The sequence below is a fragment of the Pseudomonas sp. Irchel s3h17 genome (assembly GCF_900187505.1).
Lineage (GTDB): Bacteria > Pseudomonadota > Gammaproteobacteria > Pseudomonadales > Pseudomonadaceae > Aquipseudomonas.
In genome coordinates this window covers 1-11809 of record NZ_FYDL01000011.1, presented here as the reverse complement: position 1 = coordinate 11809, position 11809 = coordinate 1, and the positions used below count along the sequence as shown (strand labels likewise).

14 protein-coding genes are annotated in these 11809 nt (G+C 58.7%); 10 read left to right on the top strand and 4 right to left on the bottom strand.

What is annotated here, in order from left to right; all coding sequences use genetic code 11:
• Positions 1-30: 30 nt before the first annotated feature.
• Complete coding sequence (locus CKW25_RS17155) at positions 31-597, bottom strand: hypothetical protein (protein ID WP_095080912.1); 567 nt, start codon at positions 595-597, stop codon at positions 31-33.
• 382 nt (positions 598-979) lie between these two features.
• On the opposite strand from CKW25_RS17155, the gene CKW25_RS17150 reads away from it, so the two are divergent.
• Positions 980-1711, top strand: a complete 732-nt coding sequence (locus CKW25_RS17150; RefSeq protein ID WP_095080909.1) for a carbonic anhydrase — start codon at positions 980-982, stop codon at positions 1709-1711.
• A 238-nt stretch (positions 1712-1949) separates the two neighbouring features.
• On the opposite strand, the gene CKW25_RS17145 is transcribed toward CKW25_RS17150, so the two are convergent.
• Positions 1950-2600 carry a hypothetical protein gene (locus tag CKW25_RS17145; RefSeq protein WP_095080907.1) on the bottom strand — a complete coding sequence of 217 codons (651 nt, stop codon included), beginning with the start codon at positions 2598-2600 and terminating at the stop codon, positions 1950-1952.
• Between the two features lie 374 nt (positions 2601-2974).
• Between CKW25_RS17145 and coxB the strand changes: the two genes are divergently transcribed.
• The 4 genes from coxB (at position 2975) to CKW25_RS17125 (ending at position 7320) form a co-directional block, all read left to right on the top strand.
• A complete protein-coding gene (gene coxB, locus CKW25_RS17140) occupies positions 2975-4102 on the top strand; it encodes a cytochrome c oxidase subunit II (RefSeq protein WP_095080903.1) in 1128 nt (375 codons plus the stop codon).
• 83 nt (positions 4103-4185) lie between these two features.
• Entirely contained in the window at positions 4186-5772 is a 1587-nt protein-coding gene (ctaD, locus tag CKW25_RS17135; protein WP_095080900.1) for a cytochrome c oxidase subunit I, read from the top strand.
• Between the two features lie 69 nt (positions 5773-5841).
• Positions 5842-6399: a cytochrome c oxidase assembly protein gene (locus CKW25_RS17130; protein WP_095080898.1), complete on the top strand. Its 558-nt coding sequence runs from the start codon at positions 5842-5844 to the stop codon at positions 6397-6399.
• A 33-nt stretch (positions 6400-6432) separates the two neighbouring features.
• Complete coding sequence (locus CKW25_RS17125) at positions 6433-7320, top strand: cytochrome c oxidase subunit 3 (protein ID WP_095080896.1); 888 nt, start codon at positions 6433-6435, stop codon at positions 7318-7320.
• Positions 7321-7326: 6 nt separating this feature from the next.
• Here the strand turns inward: CKW25_RS17125 and CKW25_RS17120 are convergent, their stop codons facing one another.
• Positions 7327-7530, bottom strand: coding sequence for a twin transmembrane helix small protein (locus CKW25_RS17120; protein WP_095080895.1), 204 nt, complete (start codon positions 7528-7530; stop codon positions 7327-7329).
• A gap of 70 nt (positions 7531-7600) precedes the next feature.
• On the opposite strand from CKW25_RS17120, the gene CKW25_RS17115 reads away from it, so the two are divergent.
• Genes CKW25_RS17115 through CKW25_RS17095 form a run of 5 tightly spaced genes read left to right on the top strand, consistent with a single transcriptional unit; the run spans position 7601 to position 11506 of the window.
• Positions 7601-8341, top strand: a complete 741-nt coding sequence (locus CKW25_RS17115; RefSeq protein ID WP_095080894.1) for an SURF1 family protein — start codon at positions 7601-7603, stop codon at positions 8339-8341.
• Complete coding sequence (locus CKW25_RS17110) at positions 8307-8897, top strand: hypothetical protein (RefSeq protein WP_095080892.1); 591 nt, start codon at positions 8307-8309, stop codon at positions 8895-8897. Before CKW25_RS17115 ends, CKW25_RS17110 begins: the two co-directional genes overlap by 35 nt.
• 10 nt (positions 8898-8907) lie before the next feature.
• Complete coding sequence (locus CKW25_RS17105) at positions 8908-9987, top strand: heme A synthase (protein ID WP_095080891.1); 1080 nt, start codon at positions 8908-8910, stop codon at positions 9985-9987.
• Complete coding sequence (cyoE, locus tag CKW25_RS17100; protein WP_095080890.1) at positions 9975-10874, top strand: heme o synthase; 900 nt, start codon at positions 9975-9977, stop codon at positions 10872-10874. The genes CKW25_RS17105 and cyoE overlap by 13 nt, the downstream gene beginning before the upstream one ends.
• Positions 10871-11506: an SCO family protein gene (locus tag CKW25_RS17095; protein WP_095080889.1), complete on the top strand. Its 636-nt coding sequence runs from the start codon at positions 10871-10873 to the stop codon at positions 11504-11506. Before cyoE ends, CKW25_RS17095 begins: the two co-directional genes overlap by 4 nt.
• Positions 11507-11688: 182 nt before the next feature.
• Here the strand turns inward: CKW25_RS17095 and CKW25_RS17090 are convergent.
• Positions 11689-11809: transposase (locus CKW25_RS17090; protein ID WP_141228961.1), on the bottom strand; the 121-nt coding region annotated here is incomplete at its 5' end.

Here is an 11809-nt window from a genome sequence, read left to right as displayed (position 1 = left end):
CGGGTGCTTAGAGTTTCTTAGCGTAATTAATCAGCTGGCAAACCAGCCTTGAATCCAGCCGCCAATATTGCTAAAAGTCGACTTGATATCGGCGAAGGCATTTTTAACCCATGTGATAGTTTCGGCTATAACTTTTGTAATGAAAATATTGAATTTTTCCGACATCAGTCGGAACAGGTTGAAAATTATTTCAGTCGTGGACATTATTGCTTTCTGTGCGTTCGGGTGCCGTTCACCGATTTCAATGGCCTTGTCGAAGATTCGGTCAATATTTTTTTCGGATTGCTCTTTTTCGTAGAGACGTCTTTCATTCATTTGCTGTTTGAATGCCGCAGTGGCAGCGGCATTACCCGCAGCGTTGCTCAAGTCCTGGGCATCTTTGGTAATGCTGAGCTCCATGCCCTGATTCTGGGTGATAGCCAGCATTTTTGCTGTCGATTTCAGTTCTTCCAGGGCGATTGCTTCATCTGGTGAAACGTCATCCAGTGCGGTGGCGCTTGGCATGGAGAAACTACGAGCGGCTTGTTGTTTGCCACCCGCCAACAAGGATTTGTGGTGGGCGCGAAGTTCGTTCATGTTTTCGACAAAAGCGGTCATTGGGTTCATTCCTTTGAGTGTGCTTAAAGTTTTCAAGTGCTCGTGCACTTGTTGGCTAGAATAGTGGTGCTTCTATAATAAAACAGCCTTAAACTTTTGCGCTTTGTTTCTGAGGATTAACGTTTAAGATTGTCTGTGCATTAAACAGATTTGATGTTGCTGATGTGCCCGTTGCGATTGCGCGTGCCGGACCTCTTGGACAGTCGGGTGAGTGCTCAAGGGTCTCTGTCAAGTTTCAACTAAGGTTGAAAGGTTACTGTGGTGACGGGCTTGTTCTTTGTGGATGACGTTCTCGTCGTCTGTATTGCAACTGAGTAAAAGTTCAGGTTGGAAGTGATGTAAACTCTCGGATACTCCCTTAATCTGCCAAAGAGGATGAGTCATGAGTGACGAAAATGGACCGCCGTTGGCGGCGCTGGATTCAGCCCTTCCCGAGGCCGAAAGCGCCGATGCGGCGCTGCAGCATATCGTTGACGGCTTTCTGCATTTTCATCATGAAGTCTTCCCGGAACAGGAAGAACTGTTCAAGAAGCTCGCCACGGCGCAACGGCCGCGTGCGATGTTCATTGCGTGCGCCGATTCACGCATCGTTCCCGAGTTGATTACCCAAAGCGCTCCAGGCGATCTGTTTGTGACCCGTAATGTCGGCAACGTCGTACCGCCCTATGGGCAAATGAACGGCGGTGTTTCCACTGCCATCGAGTACGCAGTGTTGGCCTTGGGTGTGCAGCACATCATCATTTGCGGACATTCCGATTGCGGTGCCATGCGGGCGGTCCTGAACCCGCAGACCCTGGAAAAAATGCCCACGGTAAAGGCCTGGTTACGCCACGCCGAAGTCGCGAAAACCATGGTCCAGGAAAACTGCAATTGCGCTGATGAAAACGAAAGCATGCAGGTGCTGACCGAAGAAAACGTGATCGCCCAGCTGCAGCATTTGCGCACTCACCCCTCCGTGGCGTCGCGCATGGCCAACGGTCAGCTGTTCATCCATGGCTGGGTCTACAGCATCGAAACCAGTGAAATAAAAGCCTACGACGCGGACAAGGGCTGCTTCCTGCCCTTGGATGGCAGTCTTCCGATCCCCATGGCGACGCCCAAGGCGCGCTTCTAAATCTCTCGAACAACCGCCCTTTTGCGGGCTGGTCGAGACTGCTGAAAAGCGTCCAGGCTTCGCCACACCGGAATCAATCCGGGGGACGTCTCATGGGGGCGGCATCACTGAATGTGGCTTGGCCAAGGGAACTGCCGGTTTGCAGGGTGGGGTTTCTGGCTGTGGGTTCAGCCGGGTAAATGTCCTTGTGGGAGCAAGCAAGGCTGCTCCCACAGGTATTGGAGGGGGGACGGCTGACTCAGGCGGCCGGTTGATCCAGATCCAGCCCTACGCCGAGCTGGCGTGACAGGCATGGCCAGCGCTTCCAGGCAGCACCGGTGTCCGGGCTGTTCAGTTTTTCCCGGTAGGCCTCGACGGATTCCAGTGCGAAGCTTTCTTCGCTGAGCATTTCGTCAACGGCGTGATGGACGGCCTCATCCAGCTGGTTGGCGAACGCTTCGCCGATCAGTTGGTGGGCAATCAGGTTGGCGACAGTCATGTCCAATGGGATCAGTGGCTGGCCGAAATGTTTGATGTAGAGGTCGTTCACCTCTTCTACCAGGCGATGAGCCAGGTAGGACTCGTCCAGCAGGCTATCCAGGCCTATGTGACCGGTCATGATTGCCGGTGGCTGGATGAAGAATTGCTCGGCGATCTTCAGCACCGGTTTGATCTGGGACTCGATACCGGCTTCGCGCGCGACCGCATTGGCAGCGTCGAGCAGGTCCGGTACCTGGTCTATATAGGCGGCAACAAAACGGGTCATCACGCCCTTGGCGTCGACGTCCGGTATCTGGATGGCGGAGTGCAGGTGTGGCAGTTGGACTTCCAGCTGACGGGTCAGCTGACCGGTTTCGGCTTCATGTTGTTGGGCAAGTTTGATCTGCTCGCGCAATGCGGCGGTGTTCATGAAAACTCCAGTAAACGAAGGCAAGAAAATAGGGGAAGACATAAGTTAGCTTGCTTATGAAAACCGTTAAGACGTATTTGTCATAATTGTTTCACCTTTGATGCGACTACGTTATATCGATTTGCCATCACCTATCCCTCATCCTTCTCCATCCGTGGCCTGTAGTGCAAGCCCCGGGTGTTTCAGCTGATTTACGACATCGCGTTGCGAGGTCGGACTCGCTGTCTATACTCGGTCTTGAATGGAGTTAGCTGATGACGCCCGACTGCATAGGCAGCAAGGCCCGGCGATTCAAGTTCGTAGTCTGAAAAGTGCCGCTCCCTTGCCGCAGGTGAAAGCCGGCGGGATAACAAGAACGATAAGGGGAACCCGCAATGATGCGACATCCACATGTCTGGATGGGCCTCCTGTTGTGGTCGATTTTCAGTCAGGCGCAAGCGGCCTGGACTGTGAATATGGCGCCTGGAGCGACTGAAATCAGTCACGCAGTATTTGACCTGCACATGACCATCTTCTGGATCTGTGTGGTGATCGGCATCATCGTTTTCGGCGCCATGTTCTGGTCGATGATGATGCACCGGCGCTCCACCGGGCAGGAAGCTGCCAAGTTCCATGAAAGTACGACGGTCGAGATCCTCTGGACCATCGTGCCTTTCATCATTCTCGTCGCCATGGCCGTTCCGGCGACCGCCACCCTGATCAAGATGTACGACGCCAGTGAGTCGGATATCGATATCCAGGTCACCGGTTATCAGTGGAAGTGGCAGTACAAATACCTGGGCCAGGACGTCGAGTTCTTCAGCAACCTGGCCACACCGCAAGAGCAGATCAACAACAAGAGCGCCAAGGGCGAACACTACCTGCTGGAAGTCGACCAGCCATTGGTGCTGCCGACGGGGGCCAAGGTGCGCTTCCTGGTGACGTCCGCCGACGTTATCCACTCCTGGTGGGTGCCGGCGTTTGCGGTCAAGCGCGATGCGATTCCCGGGTTCGTCAACGAGGCCTGGACCCGTGTCGAGAAGCCCGGCATCTACCGGGGACAGTGTGCGGAGTTGTGTGGCAAGGATCACGGCTTCATGCCGATTGTGGTCGATGTCAGAAGCAAGGCCGACTACGACACCTGGCTGGCCGAACGCAAGGCCGAGGCCGCCCAGCTCAAGGAGCTGACCAGCAAGGAATGGACCCTGGACGAGCTCAAGGCGCGCGGCGACAAGGTGTACCACACCACCTGCGTGGCCTGTCACCAGGCTGAAGGCCAGGGCTTGCCGCCGATGTTCCCGGCGCTCAAGGGTTCGAAAATAGCCACCGGGCCGAAAGAGGATCACCTGGGAATCGTGTTCCACGGCAAACCCGGCACCGCCATGGCCGCATTCGGCAAGCAGTTGTCGGAAGTCGATATCGCGGCCGTCGTGACCTACGAACGAAATGCATGGGGCAACAACAAAGGCGACATGGTCACCCCGAAAGACGTGCTGGCCCTCAAACAGGCGCAAAGCAAATGACCCGGTCTATTGCGCGTTCCCGTGAAGGTTTGGGGCGCAATGCGCCCGAGCCGCCCAGCCCATCCGATTCCAGGAGTCAGGACATGAGTGCAGTGATCGATGACCATGGCCATGCGGACCACGCCCATGGTCCCGCCAAGGGCTTGATGCGTTGGGTACTGACCACCAACCACAAGGACATCGGCACGTTGTACCTGTGGTTCAGTTTCATCATGTTCCTGCTGGGTGGCTCGTTTGCCATGGTGATCCGCGCCGAGCTGTTCCAGCCCGGCCTGCAGATTGTCCAGCCGGAGTTCTTCAACCAGATGACCACCATGCATGGCCTGGTGATGGTCTTCGGTGCGGTGATGCCCGCCTTTGTCGGGCTGGCCAACTGGATGATTCCGCTGATGGTCGGCGCGCCGGACATGGCGTTGCCGCGGATGAACAACTTCAGTTTCTGGCTGCTGCCGGCGGCGTTTTTGCTGCTGATCTCGACGTTGTTCACGCCGGGTGGCGGACCGAACTTCGGCTGGACCTTCTACGCGCCGCTCTCCACGACCTATGCGCCGGAAAGCGTGACCTTCTTCATCTTTGCCATTCACATGATGGGGATCAGTTCGATCATGGGGGCGATCAATGTGATTGCCACCATCCTCAACCTGCGTGCGCCGGGCATGACCCTGATGAAAATGCCGCTGTTCGTCTGGACCTGGCTGATCACCGCGTTCCTGTTGATTGCGGTGATGCCGGTGCTGGCCGGCTGCGTGACCATGATGCTGATGGACATCCATTTCGGCACCAGCTTCTTCAGTGCGGCCGGTGGTGGTGATCCGGTGCTGTTCCAGCACGTGTTCTGGTTCTTCGGCCACCCGGAGGTGTACATCATGATCCTGCCGGCCTTCGGTGCCGTCAGCGCGATCATCCCGACCTTCTCGCGCAAGCCGCTGTTCGGCTACACCTCGATGGTCTACGCAACGGCGAGTATCGCCTTCCTGTCGTTTATCGTCTGGGCCCACCACATGTTCGTGGTCGGTATCCCGCTGGTGGGCGAATTGTTCTTCATGTATGCGACGTTGCTGATCGCGGTGCCCACCGGGGTCAAGGTGTTCAACTGGGCCAGTACCATGTGGCAAGGCTCGCTGACCTTCGAGACACCGATGCTGTTCGCGGTGGCGTTCGTGATTCTGTTCTCGATCGGCGGTTTCTCCGGGTTGATGCTCGCCATTGCCCCGGCGGACTTCCAGTACCAGGACACTTATTTCGTGGTCGCGCACTTCCACTACGTGCTGGTGCCAGGGGCGATCTTCGGGATCTTCGCTTCGGCGTATTACTGGATGCCGAAATGGACCGGCCACATGTACGACGAAACCCTCGGCAAGCTGCATTTCTGGTTGTCTTTCATCGGCATGAACATGGCGTTCTTCCCGATGCACTTTGTCGGGCTGGCGGGAATGCCGCGGCGGATTCCCGACTACAACCTGCAATTCGCCGACTTCAACATGGTGTCGTCCATCGGTGCCTTTACCTTCGGGGCCACGCAGATCTTCTTCCTGTTCATCGTGATCAAGACCATTCGCGGCGGTCCTGCGGCCCCGGCGAAACCCTGGGAAGGTGCCGAAGGGCTGGAGTGGAGCATTCCGTCACCGGCGCCGTACCACACCTTCACCACGCCGCCGGAAGTGAAATGAACAGCGTTGGCCTTGTGGTGACGGGCTCGCCCGCTTCTTCCAGAGGGTTTTGTGTGGAGGACGTGCACCATGGCTGACTCGATCTCGATGAAGAAACTGGTCACTCGCTTGTTGATGGTGGTGGTGGCGATGTTTGTCTTTGGCTTTGCGCTGGTGCCGATCTATGACGTGATGTGCAAGGCGCTGGGTATCAACGGCAAGACGGGTGGGCAGTATCAGGGCGAGCAACAGGTCGACGCATCGCGGCAGGTGCGGGTGCAGTTTCTGTCGACCAATGCCATCGACATGGTGTGGGAGTTCTATCCCAAGTCCGACGACATTGTGGTCAACCCCGGCGCGGTGAACGAGATGATCTTTATCGCACGCAACCCCAGCCAGCACCCGATGAGTGCCCAGGCGGTCCCGAGTATTTCACCGAGCAGTGCGGCGATGTACTTCCACAAGACCGAATGCTTCTGTTTCACCCAGCAAGTGCTGCAGCCCGGTCAACAGATCGAGATGCCGGTACGTTTCATCGTTGACCGCGACATGCCCAAGGATGTGAAGCACCTGACGCTGGCTTACACGCTGTTCGATATCACCGCGCGTCATCCGCCCGTGGCTGTAACTGAAAAGACCGGTGGCTAGACGTTCAAGCGTGCCCGATAAGGAGAACAATAAATGGCAACTCATGAGCATTATTACGTTCCCGCCCAGAGCAAATGGCCGATCATCGCCACGGTCGGCATGTTCGTCACCATGTTCGGTCTCGGTACCTGGTTCAACGACCTGAAGGCGGTGCGCCCCGAGTCCCATGGCCCGCTGATCTTCTTCGTGGGCAGCCTGTTGCTGGCCTACATGCTGTTCGGCTGGTTCGGAACCGTGATCAAGGAAAGCCGTGCGGGGTTGTACAGCGCCCAGCTGGATCGCTCGTTCCGTTGGGGCATGAGCTGGTTCATCTTTTCCGAGGTGATGTTCTTCATCGCGTTCTTCGGTGCGCTGTTTTATGTGCGCACCATTGCCGGTCCGGCGCTCGGTGGCGAAGGCACCAAAGGCATTGCCCACATGCTCTGGCCGAACTTCGAATTCACTTGGCCGCTGCTCAGCAACCCCGACTCGACACTGTTCCCACCTCCCCGGGAAGTCATCAGTCCATGGGGGCTGCCGCTGCTCAATACCGTCATTCTGGTGAGCTCCAGCGTCACGGTGACCATTGCCCACCATGCCTTGAAAAAGGGCCATCGCGGCGCGCTGAAAGTCTGGCTGGCGCTGACGGTACTGCTGGGGTGCGCATTCCTGGGCTTCCAGGCCGAGGAATACATCCACGCCTATCACGAACTGGGACTGACCCTGGGTTCGGGTATCTACGGGGCCACCTTCTTCATGCTGACCGGCTTCCACGGCGCCCACGTGACCATCGGCACGATCATTCTGTTCGTGATGCTGATGCGGATCATGCGCGGGCATTTCGATGCCGACCATCAGTTCGGCTTCGAGGCTGCGAGCTGGTATTGGCACTTCGTGGACGTGGTGTGGATCGGCTTGTTTGTCTTCGTCTATGTGCTCTGACACCGGCTACCAGGGGACGTGAGAAACCAGTTGGCCACTGAAGAAGCCCCAGGCGATCAGGCCGAGGGTAATGGCGGCCAGGCTGACGCGAACACTCAGGGCGATGACCAGGCGATTGGAGTGGCTGTCGTCCTTGACCAGAAAAAACAGGCCGCTGAACAGGCTGACAACCGTGGCAATCAGCATCAGGACGATGGCTGCTTTGAGCATGCTGGGACTCCGGGGGAAACGCGATGTATTTGAGTATAGCGAGCTCACCCGCTGACTTTGCGGCGCGGTCATGAAAGGTTTCCGGCCGGGGTTCGTACCGACACTGGTGGTGGCGTTGTTGCTGCCCTTGCTGGTGTCGCTGGGTTTCTGGCAATTGGGCCGTGGCGAGCAGAAGCAGCAATTGCTCGAAAGCTACGCCGAGCGTCGGACAGCCGAGCCGGTGCCTGTCGCTCGGTTGCTGGACAACCCGGACCCTGCCTTCCGGCGGGTACGGCTGCACGGTCATTTCGACGCCGAACACAGCGTGCTGCTGGATAACCGCCAGCGTGACGGCAGGGTGGGTGTCGAGTTGCTGCAACCGTTTCTCGACCAGGCCAGCGGCCAGTGGCTGCTGGTCAATCGTGGCTGGCTGCCATGGCCGGACCGGCGCGTGCCCCCCGTGTTCAGCACCCCGGAACAGGCGTTGGACCTGGTCGCGTGGGTCTATGTCGCACCCGGTGCAACCTTTCAATTGCAAGCCGATCCGGCAGGTGCGAACTGGCCCCGGCTGGTGACGGCGATCGAGCCGGGCAAGCTGTGGCGTGAGCTTGGCCGCCGTGGTTTTACCTATGAACTGCGGGCTCAAACAGGTCCCGCGTCCTACCTGGCGGATTGGCCAGTGGTGGCCATGGGGCCGGAAAAACACCTCGGTTATGCCGTGCAGTGGTTCGCCCTGGCGTTCGCCCTGTTCGGTCTCTATCTGTACCTCGGATGGCACAACGCAAGGGAGAAACACCATGGGAGCGGCCATGAAGCCACCCAACATGTCTGAAACAGGGGCGCCACAGCGTCGTCGCGGGCGCTGGCAGTTGATCCTGATTGTACTGATGGTGGTCGGTCCGATGATCCTCGCCACGGGCATGTACAAATTGCAGTTCTGGGTACCGGAAGGTCGCAGTTATCACGGCGAGCTGATTGGTAACGGTCAGAGTCGTGCCGAGTTGGGCGTGCAGGCGGACGAGGTTCGCTGGCAGCTACTGGTCACCGCGCCGCAGGAGTGCTCGGTGGATTGCCAGCAACTGGTGTACCTGGCCCGGCAGATCCAGGTCGGCCTGGGGCGCGAGGCCTCGCGTGCCAGCCATGCGCTGGCCGTCGCGCACCCACTGAGCGCCGACTACGACGCCAAGCTGAGCCGTGAATACCCGCAATTGCAGCGTTATCCACTGGACCTTTCGACCTACACTAAAACTGTTCAGGGCAAAGGTCCGGCGCAGCTGTGGATCATCGACCCGCACGGCAACCTGGTGCTGCGCTATGGCCCCACCGTCAAAGGCAAGGACCTGCTCAACGATCTGCGCCATCTGTTGAAACTGTCGAATATCGGATAAGGGCTTCGTCATGGCCAAACCTGGATTTCGCCTTGCGCTGTTTGCCACCTTGCTGGCACTGATTGTCGTCCTGCTGGGCGCCTATACCCGGTTGACCCACGCCGGGCTAGGTTGTCCCGACTGGCCGGGTTGCTACGGCTTTGTCAGCGTGCCGCAAAGTGAAGCCCAACTGGCCCACGCCGAACGGCATTTTCCCGATACGCCGGTTGAGGCCCACAAGGGCTGGAACGAGATGATTCATCGCTACTTCGCCGGCACCCTGGGGCTGCTGATCGTGTTGCTGGCGGCGCGCGCCTGGACTCATCGGCATCATCAGGACCAACCCCTGAAGCTGCCGTTGTTCTTGCTGGTGGTGGTGGTCGCCCAAGCCGCCTTCGGCATGTGGACCGTGACGCTCAAGCTCTGGCCACAGGTGGTGACGGGGCACCTGCTGGGTGGTTTTGCCACCTTGAGCCTGTTGTTCTTGCTGACCTTGCGCCTGTCTGGCGTCTTGCCGGCGTTGATCGTGCCGCGACGCCTGCAGTATTGGGCAACGGCCGGCTTGCTGCTGGTGATCGGCCAGATTGCCCTGGGGGGCTGGGTCAGTTCCAACTACGCGGCGGTGGCCTGTATCGACTTCCCCACCTGTCACGGACAATGGCTGCCGCCGGCTGATTTCGCCAACGGCTTTCACCTGACCCAGCACATCGGCCCCAACTACCTGGGCGGGCAGCTGGACAGTGATGCGCGTACGGCCATTCACCTGACGCACCGGATCGGCGCCTTGCTGGTCACCTTGGTGTTGTTGGGTTTGGCCTGGCAACTGCGGAGCGTAGGCATGACCCGGCTCGCCGGGCTGGTGCTGGTGGCGCTGGCGGCGCAAATCACCCTGGGCATCAGCAACGTACTGTTTCACCTGCCCTTGCCAGTGGCCGTTGCGCATAACGCCGGTGGCGCGGCGCTGCTGCTGAGCATGGTGCTGGTCAATTATCACGCACGAACCAGCCTGGTCCGGGTCAAGCAACAGACGCTCGGGCGCTGGCGCCTGAGCCCTCGTAGGCACACCGCCGGACCCATCACCCTAAAAGGAGAAATGCCATGGCGACTCTGATCGGCGAACGTCACAGTCAGGCAACCTGGCGTGACTATCTGGAGCTGACCAAACCCAAGGTGGTGGTGTTGATGTTGATCACCTCGCTGGTGGGCATGTTTCTCGCCACGCGTGCGGGAGTGCCGTGGACGGTGCTGGTGTTCGGCAACCTGGGGATCGCCCTGTGCGCCGGTGGCGCGGCGGCGGTCAACCATGTGGTGGATCGGCGGATCGACGCGGTCATGGCCCGCACCCACAAGCGGCCATTGGCCGAAGGGCGGGTGTCACCCGCGGCCGCGCTGACCTTTGCGCTGATCCTGGCGGTGAGCGGGCAGGCCGTGCTGCTGGTGTTCACCAATCCGCTGACGGCGTGGCTGACCCTCGCGTCTTTGCTGGGGTATGCGGTGGTCTATACCGGCTTCCTCAAGCGTGCGACGCCGCAAAATATCGTGATCGGCGGGCTGGCCGGCGCGGCGCCACCCCTGCTCGGCTGGGTGGCGATCACCGGGCATGTCAGCGCTGAGCCCTTGCTGCTGGTGCTGATCATCTTCGCCTGGACCCCGCCGCATTTCTGGGCGCTGGCGATTCATCGCAAGGAGGAGTATGCCAAGGCCGACATTCCCATGCTGCCGGTGACCCATGGCGAGCACTACACCAAGATCCACATCCTGCTCTACACCTTCGTCCTGCTGGCCGTGAGCCTGATGCCCTATGTGATCCACATGAGCGGCCTGCTTTATCTGGCCTGTGCCCTGGGCCTGGGCGCGAGGTTTCTGCAATGGGCCGTGGTGCTGTACCGTGGCACTCGGCCGCATGCGGCGATCAATACCTTCAAGTACTCTATTTACTACTTGTTCCTGCTGTTCATCGCCCTGCTCGTAGACCACTACCTAATGTTGAACCTATGACACGAACCCAGAAAACCGTCTTCATACTTGTTGCCCTGATTGCGCTGGTGCTGGGGCTGACCATCAACAAAGTGCTGAATGGCAAGGGGCAGGGCGATCCCACTGCGTTGATCGATGCCGGGATCATCCTGTTGCCGCAAAGCCGTAACCTGCCGGACGTGCAGATGACCAACCAGGATGGCCAGCCGGTCACGGTCAACGAATTGAAGGGTAAATGGAGCCTGGTGTTTTTCGGCTACACCTTCTGCCCGGACATCTGCCCGACCACCCTGGCGCAGTTGCGCCAGATCAAAGGCGAGCTGCCGGCCGATGCGGCCGACAAACTGCAGATCGTCCTGGTCAGCGTCGACCCGAACCGTGACACGCCCCAGCAGCTCAAGCAGTACCTGGGCTATTTCGACCCGCAGTTCATCGGCCTGACGCCGAACTCGGTGGAGGAACTGCAAAAAGTCGCCAATGCGATGAGCATTCCGTTCATCCCGGCCGATACCAGCAAACCCAACTACACAGTCGACCACAGCGGTAACCTGGCGGTGATCGGCCCGGACGGCACCCAGCGCGGTTTCATTCGAGCGCCGTTGAACAACCAGAAGCTGGTGGTGCAATTGCCGGAGATGCTCAAGCGTCAGTAGGGGTTGTAGGAGGAGAGTGGGGCTTTTTGTGGCGAGGGAGCTTGCTCCCGCTGGGCCACGAAGTGGCCCCAATATCGTCCAGTGCGTTGGTTCAGAGGGACCGCGTTGATTGGTTTACGACTGCTGCGCAGCCGAGCGGGAGCAAGCTCCCTCGCCACAATGGATAGCAAAAAAATGGTTCTTCACGGATTACCGGGAAAAACGCTCTTTATCTTCATGAAAAAGAATTCGCTATCCCGGTAACCGTACGCCATCCGCTTGATGACCTTGATTCGATTATTGATGCCTTCCAACTGCCCCGTG